The following is a 20,177-nucleotide window of genomic DNA, read 5'->3' as shown; positions in this document are numbered from 1 at the left end:
GAAGTTGTTCGGGCCATCCGCTGTGACCTGGCCCTCAGCATGATCAGGAGTCGTTGGCGCGCGGCCCGGCGTCGGTGAGTCGGGCCCGCAGCCGGCGCCGCCCCTCGTGAATGCGGGACTTCACGGTGCCTTCGGGCAACCCCAGTAGTTGGGCGACCTCGCGGTAGCTCAGCCCCATCACGTCCCGCAGCGCCACCGGCTCCGCGAGGTCGGCGCCGATGGCGTCGAGCCCCTCCAGCAGGTCCAACCGGGTACCGGCGATCACGCTGGTACGAGCGGGATCGGCCCGCTCCGGAGGCAGGGCACGTGCGGTCTCGACCATCCACCGACGTCGCAGTGCCTGATAGGTCGAGCGGGACCGGTTGGCCGCGACCCGGTAGAGCCAGGTCCGGAAGGACGAGCGCCCGTCGAACGACCCGATGCCGGTGGCCAGCGCGAGCAGCGTGTCCTGGCAGGCTTCCTCGGCGTCCTCCCGGTTGGGCAGGAACCGCCCGCAGAGCCGCAGCACCTCCGGCCGCACCTGGGCGAGCAGCGCCTCCAGCGCATCCCGGTCCCCGTCGGCGGCGGCTCGTGCCGTCCGCTCGATCACATCATGATCATCTTGCATCAGGGAAGTGTATGAGCCGCCTCTGAACTGGGCGGACACCATTCGCGGCGCAGGCGTTCAGGCAACGGTGGCCGGAAACGGTAAAGGCCGCTGACCGGATTTCCCTGGTCGGCGGCCTTGTCGCGCTGATCGATCTCGCGCTGAGCGAATCCTTGCTAGCAAGTGTGCCCCCGGCAGGATTCGAACCTGCGCCCCCGCCTCCGGAGGGCGGTGCTCTATCCCCTGAGCTACGGGGGCTCAGCGACTGGAGAAGACTAGCAAACTCCTCCTTGAATCGCCGAATCGGTACCCGTCCGTCCGTGATCACGCTTCCGGTCGGGTGCGGGTCCGTGCCGAGACCGATTCAGGCCCTGGTCAATCGGGTGGTCGAGGTCAGGCGGCGGCGGTGCGGCCGCAGCTCGGCAGCGGGTGCGGCACGATGCGTCGGGGCAGCCGGCGGGGCCATTCGTTGCGCGCCCAGGAGCCGTCCACGATCAGGTGTACGGTCCGCTGCTCGGCACCGCTGAGCCGCAGGACGAAGTCCCGGGGCAGCGCCGGGTCGAGCGACGGCGTGGTGATCATGAAGCGGACCCGTCCCCGGGACGAGACGGCGGAGATCACGTCGGCGGCCGGCATCGTGCCCCGCAGCCGTACCCGGCCGAGCCAGTAGACCTCGGCGAGGTGCTCCTGGGCGGCCCGGGTGATCGCCGGGTACTCGCTGCGTACCCAGCGCTCGACCGCGCCGACGCAGAGGCCGCAGGCCCGCTCGCGGGGCTCGCGGGGACCCAACCCCCAGGCCCGCAGGTACGCCCCGACCGCGCCGTTCTCCATGGTCAGCCCGAAGTGCTGCTGGATCAGAGCCTGGAGGCTCTGTCGGGTCCACAGCTCCTCGTCCAGGCCGAACTCGTCGGGGTGGACGCCCCGCAGGGTGTCGATGAGTTCCAGCTCCTGTTCGCGGCTGAGCGATCCCGGCTCACCCTGCCGCTGTCCGCGACGGACGGCTGCCACCGTCCCGTCACCGCCGATGGTGTGGCGCCGGCACCAGCTGGTGACGGAACGCCGTGCGTCTCTGAGTGCAACCCCCACGTCCTGGACAACGAGTGCACTTCTCTCTAAGTAACCCCTAGAGGGAAAATCGGTCTTATGCCACCAAGCTATGACGGAGGACCCGATACCGGGTGTCCTTGGGGCGAGTGCCGACAGGGATCGTCATCAGCGGGAAAAACGGTGCCGCCCCGCTCGATGTGAGCGGGGCGGCACCGGTCAGGCGCGGATACAGGGGTCAGCCGACGCCCTGCTGGAGCTTCCGCAACTCGTTGATCTCCTTCTGCTGCCCCTGCTTCATCGACTGGGCCATCCGGACCACCTCGGGGCGGTCGGAGGCGTCGAGCACCCCGTCGGCCATGTGCACGCCGCCGATGTGGTGCTTGATCATCAGGTCGAGGAAGAGGCGGTCGACCTCGGCGCCCTGGGCCTCGTGCAGGCTGGCGATCTCCTCGCGGGTGGCCATGCCGGGCATCAGGCCGTTGGCGTCCACCGTGACCCCGTCGGGCATCCACTCCATGGCCGGCCGGGAGCCGGTCGGCAGCAGGTCCCACTCCTGCAGCCAGCGCTGCATGTGACCGATCTGGGCCTGCTGGGTCAGGGCGATGTCGTACCCGATCTGCCGCACCGCCGGATCCTGGCCCTTGGCGTACGCGACCATGGCCATCTCCACCGCCTGGGCGTGGTGGCGGGACATGTCCCGCGCGAACCCGGCCTCGGCCGACGTCTCGCCCGGCGTGCGCCCGGCGTAGAGCGTGGCGGCCGTCCAGCCGATGCCGAGCAGCAGCAACGCCGTCATGGCGAGGGTCAGGTAGCGCAGCATCGGGGACCCCGGCCGTGGCTCGGCCGAGGCGGCCCGCTCCTCGACCGCCGTCTCCTGCACCGCGCTGGGCATGTCAGCCGCCCATCGACGGCTGGAGGTCACGCGGCTCCGTGCCGGTGCCGGTGGTGTAGTTGCCGGCGGAGCAGGTGGCACCCGGCTCGACCGTGGCGTTCTGCGCCAGCGTGGTGGCGAACTCCTTGATCCGCGGGTCGTCCGCGTTGTCGACCTTGAGCTGGTAGCCCCACGCCTGGATCGAGACCGGCTTGTCGAGGCCCTCGTACGGGCTCATCATCATGAAGTCGTTGCCGCGGACCACGTCGGCCAGCTTCTCCACGTCGGCGGCGGGCAGGTCGGGGCGGTAGGTGAGCCAGATCGCACCGTGCTCCATGCTGTGCAGGGCGTGCTCGGCGGCGATCGGCGCGTCGTAGACGTCACCGAGGCAGCGCTGCCAGGTGTTGTTGTGCGGGCCGCCGACCGGCGGGCTCTGCGCGTACTCCTGCTTGCCGGACCGGTGCTCCGAGTTGGAGATGGCCTCCGGGTCGGTCTCGCGGAAGTTGACGATGCCCTCGATCTGCGCCGCCTTCTCCTCCCAGGTCTGGGCACCCCGGATGGCCGCCCAGGCGCCGTACCCGATGATCGACGTGGCGAGCACGCCGACGGCGACGAAGAGGGCGATCGGGCCCCAGGAGCGGCCCTGGCTGACCTTGACGGGGGTGATTGGCTTGCGTGGTCCCTTACCGCCCCCACCAGCACGTTTGGGTGTCGCCGGCTTGGTAGAAGCGGCCTTGGTGTCGGCGGCCGGCCGGCCCGCCGCCGGCTTCTTGCCGGTGCTGACCACGGTCGGGCGCCGCTGCGGGCCGCCCGGGGTGCTGATGCTCATCGGTCCTCGTCAGGTCGGTCGGTCAGGGGATCCGGCGGCCCAGCCCCCGATGCCGGGTCGCCGCCGCGGAGGCCGAGTCTACCCCCGATAACATGGTTCGGTGACTCCCGCAGAACTCGCCGAAGCTGTCCTAGCCGCCGCTCACGCCGTCTTTGCCGACCGAGGCCTGGACCGCTCGGCGCTGCCGGAGCAGACGACGGTCGAGCGACCGCGTAATCCCGATCACGGCGACTACGCCTCGACGCTGGCGCTGCAGCTGAGCAAGAAGGTGGGCGTACCGCCGCGCGAGCTGGCCGGCGACCTGGCCGCCAAACTCGGCAGCACGCCGGGGATCAAGTCGGTGGAGATCGCCGGTCCGGGCTTCCTGAACATCCGGCTCGACGCCGCCGCCGCCGGCCAGCTGGCCCGCACGATCGTGACCGCGGGCGAGGAGTACGGCCGGGGTGACGTGCTCGCCGGCCTGAAGATCAACCTTGAGTTCGTCTCGGCCAACCCGACCGGCCCGGTGCACATCGGCGGGGTCCGGTGGGCGGCGGTCGGCGACGCGTTGAGCCGGTTGCTGCGCGCCGCCGGCGCGGACGTCGGCACGGAGTACTACTTCAACGACGCCGGCTCCCAGATCGACAGGTTCGCCCGCTCGCTGCTCGCCGCGGCCAAGGGGGAGCCCGCCCCGGAGGACGGCTACGGCGGGGCGTACATCGCCGAGATCGCCAACGAGGTGACCGCCCGGCGGCCGGAGGTGCTGTCGCTGGACGAGGACGCCGCCCAGGAGGTCTTCCGGGTCGAGGGCGTCGAGCTGATGTTCGCCGAGATCAAGTCCTCGCTGCGGGACTTCGGGGTGGAGTTCGACACCTACTTCAACGAGAAGGACCTGCACGACCGGGGTGAGCTGGAGCACGCCCTGAACCGGCTGCGGGAGCAGGGGCACATCTTCGAGGCCGACGGCGCCACCTGGCTGCGTACCACCGACTTCGGTGACGACAAGGACCGGGTGCTGCGCAAGTCCAACGGCGAGTGGACGTACTTCGCCGCGGACTGCGCCTACTACCTGGACAAGCGCGAGCGTGGCTTCGACCGGGTCGTGATCATGCTGGGGGCGGACCACCACGGCTACATCGGCCGGATGAAGGCGATGTCCGCCTGCTTCGGCGACGACCCGGCGCAGAACCTGGAGATCCTCATCGGCCAGCTGGTCAACCTGGTCCGCGACGGCGCGCCGGTGCGGATGAGCAAGCGCGCCGGCACAGTGATCACGCTGGAGGACCTGGTCGACGCGATCGGCGTGGACGCCTCCCGGTACGCCCTGGCCCGCTACTCCAGCGACTCCCCGATCGACATCGACATCGAGCTGTGGACCCGGGCCACCCGCGACAACCCGGTCTACTACGTGCAGTACGTGGCCGCCCGGACGGCCAGTGTCGGGCGTAACGCCGCCGAGGTCGGGCTGACCCGGGGCGACGTCGACGCGTTCCGGCCCGAGCTGCTCGACCACGACAAGGAGAACGAGCTGCTCAAGGCGCTCGCCGAGTTCCCCGCCGTGGTCGCCGCCGCCGCCGAGCTGCGCGAGCCGCACCGGGTGGCCCGCTACCTGGAGGACCTGGCCGGGGCGTACCACCGGTTCTACGACAACTGCCGGATCCTGCCGCGCGGTGACGAGGAGGTCACCGACCTGCACCGGGCGCGACTCTGGCTCAACGACGCCACCCGGGTGGTCATCGCCAACGGCCTGCGCCTGCTCGGCGTCTCGGCCCCGGAGAGGATGTAGTTCTCACAATGCGTGCTCATGAGGCTGGTGCGCTGCACGGCGACATCGGCAACCGGGGGCCGGCCTGGCTGCGTACCCCGGCCGACGTCAACGCCCTGATGCCGCGACTGTGGCCACGCAACACGACGCGCGGCGCCGACGGCGACCTGGTCGTCGCGGGCCTGGGCGTACGCGACATCGCGGCCGAGTTCGGCACCCCGGTCTACGTGCTCGACGAGGACGATCTGCGCTCGCGCTGCCGGGACTTCCGGGCGGCCTTCCCCACCGAGGACGTCTACTACGCCGGCAAGGCGTTCCTCTGCCGCGCGGTGGTCCGGATGATCGCCGAGGAGGGCATGTTCCTCGACGTGTGCAGCGGTGGTGAGCTGGCCGTGGCGCTGGCCGCGGGGATGCCGCCGGAGCGGATCGGTTTCCACGGCAACAACAAGTCCGAGGCGGAGCTGCGGCGGGCGCTGGACGCGGGCGTCGGCCGGATCATCGTCGACTCGTTCGCCGAGATCGACCGGTTGACCGCGCTGGCCCGGGAGCGGGCGGTCCGCCCGAGGGTGCTGATCCGGGTCACCGTCGGTGTCGAGGCACACACCCACGAGTTCATCGCCACCGCCCACGAGGACCAGAAGTTCGGCTTCTCCCTCGCCGGCGGGGCGGCCATCGCCGCTGCCCTGCGCATCCTCGACGATGGCGTGCTGGAGCTGCGCGGGCTGCACTCGCACATCGGCTCGCAGATCTTCGACACCAGCGGGTTCGAGGTCTCCGCCCGTCGGGTGCTCGCCCTTCAGGCGCAGATCCGCGACGCCCGCGGGGTGGAGCTGCCCGAGTTGGACCTCGGTGGCGGTTTCGGCATCGCGTACACCAGCCAGGACGACCCGGCCGCCCCGCACGACCTGGCCAAGCGGCTGCGCAAGATCGTCGACTCGGAGTGTGCGGCGGAGCAGTTGGCCGTGCCGCACCTGTCGATCGAGCCGGGCCGGGCGATCGTCGGCCCGGCCGTGTTCACGCTCTACGAGGTGGGCACGGTCAAGGACGTCGATGGCATCCGGACGTACGTCAGCGTCGACGGCGGGATGAGCGACAACATCCGGACCGCCCTCTACGACGCCTCGTACTCGGCCACCCTGGCCGGCCGGGCCAGCACCGCCGAGCCCATGCTCGCCCGCGTGGTGGGAAAGCATTGTGAGTCCGGGGATATCGTGGTGAAGGATGAATTCCTGCCCGCGGACGTGCAGCCCGGAGATCTTGTCGCGGTGCCTGGCACAGGTGCCTACTGCCGCAGCATGGCCAGCAATTACAACCACGTGCCCCGACCCCCCGTGGTCGCGGTACGCGACGGCCAGGCCCGGCTGATCGTCCGGCGGGAGACCGAAGCTGACCTGCTCGCCTTGGATGTGGGATGAAACAACCTGTGCGCCTGGCCCTGCTCGGCTGTGGCACTGTCGGTGCCGAGGTGGTCCGGCTGCTGCACGAGCAGTCCGCTGACCTCGCCGCCCGGATCGGTGCCCCGCTGGAGATCGCCGGCATCGCCGTACGCCGGATCGGTCGTGACCGGGGTGAGCTGCCGGTGGACCCGGCGCTGTTCACCACGGACGCGCTCGGTCTGATCAAGCGCGACGACGTCGACGTGGTGGTCGAGGTGGTCGGCGGCATCGAGCCGGCGCGCAGTTGGCTGGTGGAGGCGCTGCGGGCCGGCAAGAGCGTGGTCACCGCGAACAAGGCCCTGCTCGCCGAGGACGGCGGTGCGCTGCACGACGCGGCGGTCGAGGGCGGCGGCGACCTCTACTACGAGGCGTCCGTGGCCGGTGCGATCCCGCTGCTGCGCCCGCTGCGCGAGTCGCTGCACGGGGACCGGATCACCCAGGTCACCGGCATCGTCAACGGCACCACCAACTTCATCCTCTCCGCCATGCACGCCACCGGCGCCGGCTTCGCCGAGGCGCTGGAGGAGGCGACCGCACTGGGGTACGCCGAGGCCGACCCGACCGCCGACGTGGAGGGCTTCGACGCGGCGGCCAAGGCCGCCATCCTCGCCTCGCTGGCCTTCCACACCCGGGTCGGCGCGGCCGACGTGCACCGGGAGGGCATCACCGAGGTCACCGCCGCCGACGTGGCCAGCGCCAAGGCGATGGGCTGCACCATCAAGCTGCTCTGCATCGCGGCCCGGAGCACCGACGCGCAGGGCCAGGAGTCGGTGAACGTCCGGGTGCACCCGGCACTGATCCCGCTGACCCACCCGCTGGCCAGCGTCGGTGACGCGTTCAACGCGGTCTTCGTCGAGGCCGACGCGGCCGGTCAGCTGATGTTCTACGGTCGGGGTGCCGGTGGCGCGCCGACCGCCAGCGCGGTGCTCGGCGACGTGGTGGCGGTGTCCCGCAACCGGCTCGCCGGAGTCCGTTCGGCAAGCGAGTCCTCGTACGCGGCGCTGCCGGTGCGGCCGATGGGGGAGGCGCTCACCCGCTACCACATCAGCCTCGACGTGGCCGACCGTCCGGGCGTCCTGGAGGCGGTGGCCGGGGTGTTCGCCCGGCACGAGGTCTCCCTCGCCACCGTGCGGCAGGGCCCGGCAGGCGGCGGCAACGGCGACGCCGTACTGGTGATCGTGACCCACGTGGCACCGGACGCGGCGCTCGCGGCCACCGTCGACGAGCTGCGCGGTCTGGAGATCGTCCGGTCGGTGACGAGCGTGCTGCGGGTCGAGGGCGGCTTCTGACCACGCGGCTCGCACTGGCGACCTGACCCGGCCCGACCTGACCCGGCCCGACCTGACCCGGCCCGACCTGACCTGACCTGACCCGACCTGACCTGGCCGTACGGCCGCTGCCGGGCGGTCGGGTCGGGCTGGTTGACTGGTGGGGCGACAGGCGTGTCCCGCCAGGTGGGTGGGGGTGGGTGCGCCGACAGGAGCTCGGCACGGCCGCGCGAGGCTGGTAGTGGCCGACACGGCAGACTTGAGACGAGGAGAACGACATGTGGCGGGGCCTGATCGACGCCTACCGGGACCGACTGCCGGTCACCGACGCCACGCCGGTTGTCACGCTGCACGAGGGGAACACCCCGCTGCTGCCCGCGCCGGTGCTCTCCGCCCGGCTCGGCTGTGACGTCTACCTCAAGGTGGAGGGGGCGAACCCGACCGGCTCGTTCAAGGACCGTGGCATGACGATGGCCGTCTCCAAGGCGGTCGAGGCCGGCAACAAGGCGATCATCTGCGCCTCCACCGGCAACACCAGCGCCTCCGCCGCCGCGTACGCGGCCCGTGCCGGGGTGACCTGTGCGGTGCTGGTGCCGCAGGGCAAGATCGCGTTGGGCAAGCTGGCCCAGGCGCTCGTGCACGGTGCCAAGCTGCTCCAGGTCACCGGCAACTTCGACGACTGCCTGGCGCTGGCTGCCAAGCTCGCCCAGGACTACCCGGTGGCGCTCGTCAACTCGGTAAACATCGACCGGTTGCACGGCCAGAAGACGGCAGCCTTCGAGATCGTCGAGGCACTGGGTGACGCGCCGGACATCCACTGCCTGCCGGTCGGCAACGCCGGCAACATCTCCGCGTACTGGATGGGCTACACCGAGGACGTCGCGGCCGGCAACGCCACCCGCACCCCCCGGATGTACGGCTTCCAGGCCGCCGGTGCCGCGCCGATCGTCACCGGGCAGGTGGTGCCCGAGCCGTCGACCATCGCCACCGCCATCCGGATCGGCAACCCGGCCAGCTGGACCAAGGCCCTGGACGCCCGGGACGCCTCCGGCGGCCTGATCGACGCGGTCACCGACCGGGACATCCTCGCCGCGTACCGGCTGCTGGCCCGGGAGGTCGGTGTCTTCGTCGAGCTGGGCAGCGCGGCCAGCGTGGCGGGTCTGCTCCAGCAGGCCGCCGCCGGTCGGGTACCGGCCGGCTCCACAGTCGTCTGCACGGTCACCGGCCACGGCCTCAAGGACCCGGAGTGGGCCATCTCCACCGCCCCCTCCCCGGTAACCATCGCCAACGACCCCCTGGCCGCCGCCCGCTCCCTGGACCTCGCCTAACCTCCCCCTCCCCTCACCGCCCACCCCCCCCGACCTTTGCGTTGATCAAGAAGTTTGCGTCTCGGTCGGCGCCGTTTCTGACGCAAACCTCTTGATCAACTCAACCGGGGTGGGGTTTCACCGCGTTGGTGAGGGTGCGGAGGACCAGGGCCAGGGCTTCGTGGCGGGAGATCTGGTGGTCGGTGAGGTAGCTCCAGCCGGCGTAGAGCTGGGACCAGAGGACCGACTGCAACCACGTCGCGGGTAGTGCCGGATCGATGCTGCCGTCGGCGTGGCCCCGGGCGACCATGGCGTGGAAGTCGTCGTCGCAGACCTCGGTGCTCCAGGCGGGGTCGTTCACCAGCGCGGGCTCGGAGAAGACCAACGAGAGCAGGTCACCGAGGTCGAAGTACGCCGCGCAGAGCCGCAGCAGGGCCTCGGCGCCGGTGCCCTCGGCGAGGCGGGCGCGGGTGGTGGCCTCGTTCAGCCGGGACGCGCCTTCGGCGGCCACGGCGGCCAGCAGGTCCGATCGTTCGGCGAAGTACCGGTGCAGGGTGGTCCGGCCGACCTGGGCGGCGGTGGCGATCTCACCCAGGCTGGCGGTCTGGTTGCGGCTGAGCACCTCGATCGCGGCTTGCAGGATCGCCTGACGGGTCCGCGCCCGGCTGCCGCTCTCATCCCTGCTGGACACGTCGAAGAGGCTACCAACGTACAAATTCGGAATTGTGCTTGCCCGCAATGGAACAGTGATGTTCCATTGCGGGGTGACTTCGACCGCCACACCCACTCGGATCGAACCCCAGCCGCCCACCCAGCGGGCCCGCACCGGGCTGCTGCTGACCCATCTCCGGCCGCACTGGCCGGCCATGCTGGTCGGGCTGGTGCTCGGCCTGTTCGCCAACGCCGCCGGGCTGGCCGCCCCGCTGGTGACCAAGTGGGTGCTGGACGCCCTCGGTGCCGGTGAGCCCCTGGCCCGACCGGTCACCGTGCTGCTGATGCTCGTGGTGGTCGGTGCCGTCATCTCGCTGTGGCAGTGGATCCTGATGGGTCGCATCGCCGAAGCGGTGGTGCTCGACGCCCGCACCGGGGTGATCCGCCGCTACCTGGCCGCCCGGATCGATCAGCTGACCCGCCGCCCCAGTGGGGAACTGGTCACCCGGGCCACCTCCGACCCGGCGCTGCTGCACCAGGCGTCCGGCAGCCTGGTCGGACTGACGAACGGCGCTTTGGCGCTGATCGGGACCCTGGTGCTGATGGGCACCCTGGACCTGGTGCTGCTGGGCGTCACCATGGTCGCGGTGTTCGTGGTGGCGGTGCTGATGGGCCTGCTGCTGCCCACCATCGGCCGAGCCCAGGAGGCCGCCCAGGAATCGGTCGGACAGCTGGGCGGAATCCTGGAAGGCACCCTGCGGGCGGTCCGCACGGTAAAGGCCAGCCGGGCCGAGCAGCGTCAGACCGAGGCCCTCACCACCCACGCCCGCGAGGCCGCCCGGCACGGTCTGCGCGCCGCCCGGCGTAGCGCCCTGGTCTGGACCATCTCCTGGACCGGCATCCAATTCGCGGTCATCGTCATCCTCGGGGTCGGGGCCGTACGGGCCGAACGCGGCCTGATCGAGGTGTCCACCCTCATCGCCTTCCTGCTCTACGCCTTCGGGCTGATGGGGCCGATCGGCGACCTGACCCAGAACCTGACCGCCATGCAGGCCGGCATCGCGGCGGCCGGCCGGCTGCGCGAGATCGAGGCCCTGGCTGCGGAACCCGGCTCCGTGCCGGCCGAGGTCGGACCGGCAGGCCGACCGCAGGACGGGGGCGCTCCTGCCGAGCCGGTGCTGGCCCTGCGCGGGGTCACCGCCCGGTACGCCCCCGGAGCCCCACCCGCCGTACGGGACATCGACCTGGAGATCCCCCGCGTCGGCCACACCGCGCTGGTCGGGCCCTCCGGAGCCGGCAAGACCACGCTGTTCTCCCTGCTGCTGCGCTTCCTCGAACCGGAGCACGGTGACCTGCTGCTGGACGGCCGTCGGTACGTCGAGCACACCCCGGCGCAGATCCGTGGCCGACTGGCCTACGTGGAGCAGGAGACGCCAGTACTGCCCGGCACGATCGGCGACAACCTGCGCTTCACCCATCCCGACGCCGCCGACGACGAACTGTGGGCCGCGCTGCGGGCGGTCGACCTGCACGAGAAGGTGGCCGGCCTGGAACTCGGATTGGACACGCCGTTGGCGGCCACCACCGTCTCCGGGGGCGAACGGCAGCGCATCGCGTTGGCGCGGGCGGTGCTGCGTACGCCGGATGTGCTGCTGTTGGACGAGGCCACCTCGCAGGTCGACGGCCTGACCGAGGCGGTGGTGAGCCGGTGCGTGCGGCAGCGGGCCCAGCAGGGTGCGGTGGTGACGATCGCGCACCGGCTCTCCACCGTGCTCGATGCCGACCAGATCGTGGTGCTGGAGGGTGGCGGGATCCGAGCCGTGGGCGACCACGCCACCCTGCTGCGTACCGACGAGCTCTATCGGGACCTGGTGGCATCGCTGCGTATCGGCACCGCGACAGGAACGGTCACTACCGCCCCGGAAGCAGACGAAGGGAACGGGTCGGGCACACTGCTCGTGCCCCACGACCGTCTCCCCCAGGAGTGAGTCACGCCGATGTCGCTGCTCGCCAGATTCAGCCTCGCCAACCGGGGGCTGGTAGCCCTCATCGCAGTGGTGACCACGGCGTTCGGTGCGTACGCCGTGCCGTCGCTGAAGCAGCAACTCCTGCCCTCGCTGGAGTTCCCCGCCGCGTTCATCGTCGCCTCGTATCCCGGTGCCGCGCCGGAGGTCGTCGAGTCCCAGGTCACCGAGCCGATCGAGAACAGCCTGCGGAGCATCCCGGCGCTGGACACCGTCACCTCGATCTCCCGCGAGGGCCTGACCACCATCACCGTCCAGTACGAGTTCGGCACCGACCTGGACGACGTGGTCAGCAAGATGCAGACCGCGCTGAACCGCACCCGGCTGCCCGACGGCGTCGACCCGCAGGTCTTCGCGGGCAGCACCGACGACCTGCCGGCCGTGGTGCTGGCCGCGTCCGGTGGCGGTGACGAGCGGGAACTCGCGTCGAAGCTGCGGGATGTCGTGGTGCCCGAGTTGGCGGCGATCGAGGGCGTACGTGGCGTCGAGTTGACAGGCGTCCGCGACGAGCTGGTGGTGATCACGCCCGATCCGGCGAAGCTGGCGAAGGCGAAGGTGCAGCCGACCGCGATCACCACCGCGTTGAAGGCCAACGGGGTGGCGGTACCGGCCGGTGCCGTGCTGGACGGCGACCGCAGCCTGCCGGTGCAGGTCGGTGCCCCGCTGACCACGTTGGACGAACTGCGGGACGTGATCGTCGCCCCGCCGGTCAAGAAGGCCGGTCCGGTCCGGCTCGGTGACGTCGCCACGGTCGAGGAGCAGCTGACCCCGCCCACCGCGATCACCCGTACCAACGGCCGGGAGAGCCTGGGCATCGCGGTCACCGCCGACCCGGACGGCAACGCGGTCCAGATCTCGCACGCGGTCGCCGACCGCCTGGACGATCTGCGCCGTGCGACCGGGGCCGAGCTGACCGTGGTGCTGGACCAGGCGCCGTTCGTGGAGAAGTCGATCAAGACGCTGAGCACCGAGGGTCTGCTGGGTCTGATCATGGCCGTGGTGGTCATCCTGGTGTTCCTGCTGTCGATCCGGTCCACGATCGTCACCGCGGTCTCCATCCCGCTGTCGGTGGTGGTCGCGCTGCTCGCCCTCTGGATCGGCGACTACTCGCTCAACCTGCTCACCCTCGGCGCGCTGACGGTGGCGGTCGGCCGGGTGGTGGACGACTCGATCGTGGTGCTGGAGAACATCAAACGGCATCTGACCTACGGCGAACCGAAGCGGGAGGCGATCCTCACCGCCGTCCGCGAGGTGGCCGGGGCGGTCACCGCCTCCACCCTCACCACGGTCGCCGTCTTCGCCCCGATCGCCCTGGTCGGCGGCTTCGTCGGGCAGCTGTTCGCGCCGTTCGCGATCACGGTCACCGTGGCGCTGCTCGCCTCGCTGCTGGTGTCGTTGACGGTGATCCCGGTGCTGGCGTACTGGTTCCTCAAGCCGGTTGCCGGCACCGACGGCGAGGCGATCCGCCGGGCCGCCGAGGAGCGCGAGCTGCGCAGCCCGTTGCAGCGGGCGTACCTGCCGGTGATCCGGTTCGCCACCGGCCGGCGGGCGTACCGCTGGGCCACGCTGGCCGTGGGCGTGCTCGTGCTCTTCGGCACCTTCGGTCTGGCCCGGCAACTGGAGAGCAACTTCCTCGACGACTCCGGTCAGGACACCCTCAACATCCGGCAGGAACTGCCGGTGGGCACCGGGCTGGCCGGCACCGACGCGGCGGCCCGCCGGGTCGAGGCGGTGCTGGCCGACACCCCGGGTGTCGAGTCGTACCAGGTCACCGCCGGGGGTGGGGACAGCCCGTGGACCGGCAGCGCCGGCAACAACGTGGCCAGTTACGCGCTGCGGCTCGACGGCGAGACCGACGCCAAGGCCATGCGCGGCATCCTGCGCGAGCGGTTCGCGTCGCTCGGTGCGACGGCCGGCGAGATCACCTTCCCGGCCGGTCAGGGTGGCGCGTCCGCGAACGAACTGGCGGTCATCGTGCGCGCCGCCGACCAGGAGACGCTGGCGGCCGCCGCCGAGCAGGCCCGGGTGGCGCTTGCCGGCATTTCCGGTGTCGAGGACGTCTCGACCACCCTCGCCCAGCAGGTGCCCCGGGTGGACGTCGCGGTCGACCGGGTCGCGGCCAGCCGGGCCGGGCTCACCGAGGCGGCGATCGGCCAACTGGTGGCGCAGTCGTTCCGGGGCACGCCGGTGGGTCAGGTGAGCATTTCCGGCGGCAGCCGGGACGTGGTGCTGCGCCTGTCGGCGAAGCCGCCGCTGACGGTGGACGAGCTGAAGGCACTGCCGGTCGGCCCGGTCAAGCTCGGCGACATCGCCGAGGTCACCGAGACCGAAGGGCCGCAGCAGGTACGCCGGATCGACGGTGAGCGCAGCGTCTCGGTGACCGGTACGGTGACCGGCTCCGACCTCGGCGCGATCAGCACGGAGTTGCAGCAGCGGCTCGACGCGATCGACGTACCGGGGGCCACGTTGACCCTGGGCGGGGTCAGCGCCGAGCAGCGGGAGACCTTCGCCGACCTGGGCCTGGCCGTGCTGGCCGCGATCGCGATCGTGTTCCTGATCATGATGGCCACGTTCCGTAGCGTGGTGCAGGCGTTGATCCTGCTGGTCTCCATTCCGTTCGCGGCCACCGGGGCGGTCGCCCTGCTGCTGGCCACCGGGACGGCGTTGAGCGTGCCGGCGCTGATCGGCGTACTCATGCTCGTCGGCATCGTGGTGACAAACGCGATCGTCCTGCTCGACCTGGTCAACCAGTACCGGGCGCAGGGGATGGGCGTACGGGAGGCCGTGGTCGAGGGTGGACGGCACCGGCTGCGTCCGATCCTGATGACCGCCATCGCCACCATCTTCGCGTTGACGCCGATGGCCTTCGGGCTCACCGGCGAGGGCGGCTTCATCTCCCGACCGCTGGCGATCGTGGTGATCGGCGGACTGCTCAGCTCCACCCTGCTCACGCTGATCCTGGTGCCCACCCTCTACGCGATGGTGGAGGACACCAAGCAGTCGGTGCGCAGTTGGCGGGCGGGTCGCTCCGGCGGCGCCTCCGACTCCGGTCCAGCCGTGTCGGACACCGACGCGACGAAGCCGGACGACGAGCAGCCGCCCACCGCCGAGCGCGCCACGCAGGGGCCGGCGGAGACCGACAAGCGTCCGGCGCAGAGCCGTCCGGTGCCGGCGGCGCCGTCCGGCGCGCTGGTGGACGGCACCGACCAGTTCGAGGTGCTCCGGCTGCCCAAGAGCCGCAACTCACCCTTCCCACCCGCGGAGTAACGGCCGGACAGCACCAGGACCGACACCAGCACCAGGACCGACGCCCCCGGCGACCGCCGGGGGCGTCGGCGTCCGGCAGGGCCGTGCGTACCGGCAGGCCCGTGCGTACCGGCAGGCCCGTGCGTACCGCCGAGCCCGTGTGTACCGCCGGGCCGGGCCGTACCGACGAGCCCGGTCGTGCCTCGGCGGCGGTCCTGTTTACGCGATCGTGGCGTATCTCCGTCGATGTCCGCGCCGCGACTCAGTCGGCGACGCCTGCCAGGTATGGTCCGCCTCGTGGCGTCCACCCTCTCGGTCCTCACTCGCAACCGGAACTTCCGCAATCTGTTCCTGGCCGAGTTGGTGGTCTTCGGTGCCGACTGGTTCGTGATGGTGCCGTTGCTCGTCCTGCTGCCGAAGCTGACCGGTAGTGGCGTGTGGGGTGCGCTGGTGCTGGCTGTGGACACCGGCATCGTGGCGTTGCTGCTGCCGTACACCGGGACCATCGCCGACCGGTTCGACCGCCGCAAGATCATGATCATCTCGAACGGCGCCGCGCTCGTCGGTGTGCTGCTCCTGCTCGGCGTACGCAGCGCCGGTACGGCCTGGCTGGCGATGCTGGGCATCGGCGTGGTCGCGGTGGCCAAGGCGTTCTACTCCCCGGCCGCACAGGCCGCCCTGCCCAACGTCCTCGAACCGGAGGAGTTGGCAGCGGGTAACGCGGTGGCCGGATCGGCCTGGGGCACGATGACCATCGTCGGCGCCTCACTCGGCGGTGTGCTCGCCGCCGCTACCGGCCCGTACGTCTGCTTCTGGGTGGCCGCGGTCGGCCTGGTGATCGCCGCGGTCCTGGCCGGGCGCATCCGCCGGCCGTTGCAGGCGCCCCGCGACGAGAACGCGCCGGTGCCGCAGACCTGGACGGCGATCCGCGAGGCACTGGGCTACATCGGGCACCGCCCGCGGGTGCTGGCCCTGGTCACGGTGAAGTCGGCGGTCGGGCTGGGCAATGGGGTCCTGACCGTCTTCCCCCTGCTGGCCGGGCTGTACGGGGTCGGCCCGCTGGGCGCCGGCCTGCTGTTCGCGGTACGCGGCGCGGGCGCGCTCGTCGGCCCGATCCTGATGCGTCGGGTGCTTACCAACCGGGCCTGGCTGCTGCCGGGGCTGGCACTGTCCATGTCGGCGTACGGGCTGGCCTACCTCGGCACCTCAGTGGTGTCCTGGTTCCCGTTGGTGCTGGTCCTGGTCTTCGTGGCGCACTTCGCCGGTGGCAGCAACTGGGTGATGTCCAACTTCGCGTTGCAGGGTGAGGTGCCGGACCGGTTGCGCGGCCGGGTCTTCGCCACCGACATGATGCTGGCGACCCTGGCCATCTCGGTAAGCCAACTCGTGGTCGCCTCCGTCATCGACGTGGTGGACGAGCGGGTCGTGCTGGCCAGCTGTGGCCTGGTCACGTTGACCTACGCGATCGGCTGGCGGCTGGCCACCCGACGGCTGTCACTGGCCGCCCCGGCACCGACCGTCGCCGAGACCGGCACTCGGTAGGAGCCTCAGCGCAAGCGTGTTCGGGCGCGAGGTGCGTCTCAGGGGTCGGGCATCCGCGTCGGACCGCGTCGGTCGAGCCCTAGCATGGGCGGCGTGCCGACCACTTTCGCCGCCGGCCCGGTCCGGGTCCGGGTCCCCGCCACCAGCGCGAACCTGGGGCCCGGCTTCGACGCGCTGGGTCTCGCCCTCGCGCTCTACGACGACGTGGCCGCCGAGGTGACCGCCAGCGGCGTGACCGTCTCCGTGGACGGTGAGGGCGCCGGTGACCTGCCGCGCAACGACGGGCACCTGGTGGTACGCGCGATGCGGGCGGCCTTCGACGAACTCGGCGGGCAGCCGTCCGGGTTGGCGGTGGAGTGCGTGAATCGCATCCCGCAGGCCCGCGGGCTCGGCTCCTCCTCGGCCGCCATCGTCGCCGGGGTGCTGCTGGCTCGGGCCCTGGTGACCGACGGGACCCAGCGGCTCGATGACGAGGCCGCGCTGCGGCTGGCCGCCCGGATCGAGGGGCATCCCGACAACGTGGCACCCTGCCTGCTCGGCGGGTTCACCCTGGCCTGGACGGAGCCCTCCGGCGCGCGGGCCGTGTCGTTGCCGGTGGCCGAGGGCGTACGCCCCACGGTGCTGGTACCCACCGAACGCGGCCTGACCGCCTCCGCCCGGGCGGCGCTGCCGGCGACCGTGCCGCACGGCGATGCCGCGCTCAATGCCGGTCGGGCGGCGTTGCTGGTGCACGCGTTGACCACACAGCCGGATCTGTTGCTGCCGGCCACCGTCGACCGGCTGCACCAGGATTACCGGGCGGCCTCGATGCCCGATACGGCGGCCGTGGTCCACGCGTTGCGTGCGGCCGGTGTGCCGGCCGTGATCAGTGGGGCGGGCCCGACCGCGCTCGCCCTGTCTGACCTGCCCGAAGGGTTCGAGGCGGGAACAGAATGGCAGATTCTGCGGTTGGCGGTAGACGTGCGCGGGGCGCAGGTCGAGCAAGGTAGACTCGGACACGCGGAGCGGGACCCTGTTGCCGCAGGTCGCAAGAGTTGATTACGCTCTAGACTTAGCACAGCCGCGAAGCATGCGATCTCCTGCGGGTCGGCGCACCCCCGAAGCTTTCGGCGGTAAGCCCGTCACCCCTGCCTAGGCCACGCCGCACCGCAGTCTTCACTGGTCGCCGCAGACGGCGAAGCCCCGCTCGCCGCTTTCATGGTGGGTCGGGCGACCGACCGGCTGCTGTGTCACAGACTCCCGCAAAGCGTCATGCGAGGCGGGTGCACCGAGGCCGCCCGGCCACCTGTAGTTCGATTCCGGGCAGTCCCGGCCTATCGAGGGAAGGAATCCATTGAGCGACACCACCGACGTGACGTCGGATGTTTCCAACGTCGCTGGCGATGCCACCACCGCTGCTCCTGCCCGCCGCCGGCGCAGCGGCACCGGCTTGTCGGCGATGCTGCTGCCGGAGCTCCAGAGCCTGGCTGCGTCGCTCGGCATCTCGGGGACAGCTCGCATGCGCAAAGGCGAGCTGATCAGCGCGATCACCGAGCGGCAGGGCAGCGCCGCGGGCGCCCCTCGACCACGGGCCGAGGTGGCGGCGGCCGCTGCGCCCGCTCGCGAAGAGGTCCACGCCGAGGTACGCGAGACGGCTGAGCGGCCGGAGGCCGGGCGCCGCGCCGCCGAGCAACCAGCGGCGAGCGTGGAGACCGAGGGCCGTACCCGGACCCGGCGCACGCGGGCCACCGCTGTGGCGGAGCCGCGGGCCGAGGAAGCCGCCGCCGAGACCGGCGAGCGGAGCGAGGGCCGGTCCGGCCGCGCCGCCGCCGAGCGTGGCGGTGAGCGTACTGCGGAGCGTGCCGAGCGTACGGCCGACCGCAGCGGTGACCGTGCCGCCGAGCGCGGTGACCGTGCCGAGCGGGCTGCCGAGCGCGGGGATCGTGCTGAGCGGGCTGCCGAGCGCGGTGAGCGTGCTGAGCGCGGTGAGCGTGCTGAGCGCGGGGACCGTGCTGAGCGCGGCGACCGTGCTGAGCGCGGGGATCGTGCTGAGCGTGCTGCCGAGCGCGGCGAGCGTGCTGAGCGCGGGGATCGTGCCGCCGAGCGCGGTGAGCGTACGGAGCGCGGCGACCGTGGTGAGCGCGGGGATCGTGGCGAGCGCGGGCAGCGTACCGAGCGGGACAACAACACCGACGACGATGACGAGAACGGCGGCCGGCGCAGTCGGCGTAGCCGCTTCCGGGACCGTCGGCGGGGCCGTAACGAGCGCGGCGATTCCGGCGGCGAGGGCGGCCGTGAGGGCGGCCGTGAGCCGCAGGTCGGCGAGGACGACGTACTCGTGCCGGTGGCCGGCATCGTCGACGTGCTCGACAACTACGCCTTCGTCCGGACCACCGGCTACCTGGCCGGCGCGAACGACGTGTACGTGTCGATGTCCCAGATCAAGAAGTACGGCCTGCGGCGCGGTGACGCGATCACCGGTGCGGTGCGGGCGGCCCGGGACGGCGAGCAGCGTCGCGACAAGTACAACCCCCTGGTCCGGCTGGACACCATCAACGGGATGGAGCCGGACGAGGCCAAGCGGCGGCCGGAGTTCTACAAGCTCACCCCGCTCTACCCGCAGGAGCGACTGCGGCTGGAGACCGAGCCGCACATCCTCACCACCCGGGTCATCGACCTGGTCATGCCGATCGGCAAGGGGCAGCGGGCGCTGATCGTCTCGCCGCCGAAGGCCGGTAAGACCATGGTGCTCCAGGCGATCGCGAACGCGATCACGCACAACAACCCGGAGTGCCACCTGATGGTGGTGCTGGTCGACGAGCGGCCCGAAGAGGTCACCGACATGCAGCGTTCGGTGAAGGGCGAGGTCATCGCGGCCACGTTCGACCGTCCGCCGCAGGACCACACCACGGTCGCCGAGCTGGCGATCGAGCGGGCCAAGCGCCTGGTCGAGCTGGGCCACGACGTGGTCGTACTGCTCGACTCGGTGACCCGGCTCGGTCGGTCGTACAACCTGGCGGCGCCGGCCAGCGGCCGGATCATGTCGGGTGGTATCGACTCCACCGCGCTGTACCCGCCGAAGCGCTTCCTCGGTGCGGCTCGCAACATCGAGAACGGCGGCTCGCTGACCATCCTCGCCACCGCGCTGGTGGAGACCGGTTCGATGGCGGACACGGTCATCTTCGAGGAGTTCAAGGGCACCGGTAACGCGGAGCTGAAGCTGGACCGGAAGATCGCCGACAAGCGGACCTTCCCGGCCGTGGACGTCAGCGCCTCCGGTACCCGCAAGGAGGAGATCCTGCTCGCGCCGGAGGAGCTGGCGATCATCCACAAGCTCCGCAAGGTGCTGCACTCGCTGGACTCGCAGGCGTCGCTGGACCTCCTGCTGGACCGGCTCAAGCAGTCCCGCACGAACATCGAGTTCCTGATGCAGATCGCGAAGTCGACGCCGGGGGAGTAGTTCCACCGACGAAGATCGACGAAAGGGGCGCGGCCAATCGGCCGCGCCCCTTTCGCACAGCCGCCCCGGCCCGCGTCGGCACCCCGGTCCGCGTCGGCATCCGGGTCCGCGTCGGCATCCCGATCGCGCCAGCGGGCATCTCCGGACGCCGGTCGTACACCTGGGTTCTGGCCCCTTTGCTCTGCTT

General features: G+C 71.3%; 14 protein-coding genes and 1 tRNA gene. 9 read left to right on the top strand and 6 right to left on the bottom strand.

The window, feature by feature from the left end:
• Positions 1–43: 43 nt before the first annotated feature.
• The 5 genes from Vgi01_RS06480 to Vgi01_RS06460 form a co-directional block, all read right to left on the bottom strand.
• Positions 44–607, bottom strand: a complete 564-nt coding sequence (locus Vgi01_RS06480; protein ID WP_102659266.1) for an RNA polymerase sigma factor — start codon at positions 605–607, stop codon at positions 44–46.
• Positions 608–772: 165 nt separating this feature from the next.
• Positions 773–844: transfer RNA gene (locus tag Vgi01_RS06475), tRNA-Arg, on the bottom strand.
• Between the two features lie 135 nt (positions 845–979).
• On the bottom strand, positions 980–1,672 hold the full coding sequence (locus Vgi01_RS06470) for a winged helix-turn-helix domain-containing protein (RefSeq protein WP_102659241.1): 693 nt from the start codon (positions 1,670–1,672) through the stop codon (positions 980–982).
• Between the two features lie 196 nt (positions 1,673–1,868).
• Complete coding sequence (locus Vgi01_RS06465) at positions 1,869–2,525, bottom strand: DUF305 domain-containing protein (protein ID WP_204290450.1); 657 nt, start codon at positions 2,523–2,525, stop codon at positions 1,869–1,871.
• A gap of 1 nt (position 2,526) precedes the next feature.
• A complete protein-coding gene (locus Vgi01_RS06460) occupies positions 2,527–3,333 on the bottom strand; it encodes a thioredoxin-like domain-containing protein (RefSeq protein WP_013735662.1) in 807 nt (268 codons plus the stop codon).
• Positions 3,334–3,433: 100 nt separating this feature from the next.
• Here Vgi01_RS06460 and argS point away from each other — a divergent pair, with 100 nt between their 5' ends.
• From argS to thrC, 4 genes are all read left to right on the top strand, one after another.
• Positions 3,434–5,098 (top strand): arginine--tRNA ligase, encoded by a 1,665-nt coding sequence (gene argS / locus Vgi01_RS06455; protein ID WP_013735661.1) that lies wholly within the window; start codon positions 3,434–3,436, stop codon positions 5,096–5,098.
• A gap of 8 nt (positions 5,099–5,106) precedes the next feature.
• Positions 5,107–6,492 carry a diaminopimelate decarboxylase gene (gene lysA / locus Vgi01_RS06450; RefSeq protein ID WP_204290449.1) on the top strand — a complete coding sequence of 462 codons (1,386 nt, stop codon included), beginning with the start codon at positions 5,107–5,109 and terminating at the stop codon, positions 6,490–6,492.
• 8 nt (positions 6,493–6,500) lie between these two features.
• Complete coding sequence (locus Vgi01_RS06445) at positions 6,501–7,802, top strand: homoserine dehydrogenase (RefSeq protein ID WP_013735659.1); 1,302 nt, start codon at positions 6,501–6,503, stop codon at positions 7,800–7,802.
• Positions 7,803–8,059: 257 nt separating this feature from the next.
• Positions 8,060–9,109 (top strand): threonine synthase, encoded by a 1,050-nt coding sequence (thrC, locus tag Vgi01_RS06440; protein WP_013735658.1) that lies wholly within the window; start codon positions 8,060–8,062, stop codon positions 9,107–9,109.
• A 100-nt stretch (positions 9,110–9,209) separates the two neighbouring features.
• Here thrC and Vgi01_RS06435 read toward each other — a convergent pair whose 3' ends face one another.
• A complete protein-coding gene (locus Vgi01_RS06435; RefSeq protein WP_239088824.1) occupies positions 9,210–9,779 on the bottom strand; it encodes a TetR/AcrR family transcriptional regulator in 570 nt (189 codons plus the stop codon).
• 73 nt (positions 9,780–9,852) lie between these two features.
• On the opposite strand from Vgi01_RS06435, the gene Vgi01_RS06430 reads away from it, so the two are divergent.
• The 5 genes from Vgi01_RS06430 to rho all read left to right on the top strand — a co-directional run bounded on the left by Vgi01_RS06430 (position 9,853) and on the right by rho (position 19,990).
• Positions 9,853–11,727: an ABC transporter ATP-binding protein gene (locus tag Vgi01_RS06430; protein ID WP_239088823.1), complete on the top strand. Its 1,875-nt coding sequence runs from the start codon at positions 9,853–9,855 to the stop codon at positions 11,725–11,727.
• 9 nt (positions 11,728–11,736) lie between these two features.
• The gene (locus tag Vgi01_RS06425; protein ID WP_204290446.1) at positions 11,737–15,030 is read left to right on the top strand and encodes an efflux RND transporter permease subunit; all 3,294 of its coding nucleotides are present in this window, start codon (positions 11,737–11,739) and stop codon (positions 15,028–15,030) included.
• 276 nt (positions 15,031–15,306) lie between these two features.
• Positions 15,307–16,551 (top strand): MFS transporter, encoded by a 1,245-nt coding sequence (locus tag Vgi01_RS06420; RefSeq protein WP_102659267.1) that lies wholly within the window; start codon positions 15,307–15,309, stop codon positions 16,549–16,551.
• A gap of 93 nt (positions 16,552–16,644) precedes the next feature.
• Complete coding sequence (thrB, locus tag Vgi01_RS06415; RefSeq protein ID WP_373306882.1) at positions 16,645–17,589, top strand: homoserine kinase; 945 nt, start codon at positions 16,645–16,647, stop codon at positions 17,587–17,589.
• Between the two features lie 295 nt (positions 17,590–17,884).
• The gene (gene rho / locus Vgi01_RS06410; RefSeq protein ID WP_204290444.1) at positions 17,885–19,990 is read left to right on the top strand and encodes a transcription termination factor Rho; all 2,106 of its coding nucleotides are present in this window, start codon (positions 17,885–17,887) and stop codon (positions 19,988–19,990) included.
• Positions 19,991–20,177 lie beyond the last annotated feature (187 nt).

Source organism: Micromonospora gifhornensis, assembly GCF_016863515.1.
GTDB lineage: Bacteria > Actinomycetota > Actinomycetes > Mycobacteriales > Micromonosporaceae > Micromonospora > Micromonospora gifhornensis.
This window is presented reverse-complemented; position numbering and strand designations above follow the sequence as displayed.

Coding starts and splice junctions, on each gene's coding strand:
- Vgi01_RS06460 (WP_013735662.1), bottom strand. CDS start 3,333: ATGAGCATCAGCACCCCGGGCGGCCCGCAGCGGCGCCCGACCGTGGTC.
- Vgi01_RS06425 (WP_204290446.1), top strand. CDS start 11,737: ATGTCGCTGCTCGCCAGATTCAGCCTCGCCAACCGGGGGCTGGTAGCC.
- Vgi01_RS06480 (WP_102659266.1), bottom strand. CDS start 607: ATGCAAGATGATCATGATGTGATCGAGCGGACGGCACGAGCCGCCGCC.
- thrC (WP_013735658.1), top strand. CDS start 8,060: ATGTGGCGGGGCCTGATCGACGCCTACCGGGACCGACTGCCGGTCACC.
- Vgi01_RS06465 (WP_204290450.1), bottom strand. CDS start 2,525: ATGCCCAGCGCGGTGCAGGAGACGGCGGTCGAGGAGCGGGCCGCCTCG.
- lysA (WP_204290449.1), top strand. CDS start 5,107: ATGCGTGCTCATGAGGCTGGTGCGCTGCACGGCGACATCGGCAACCGG.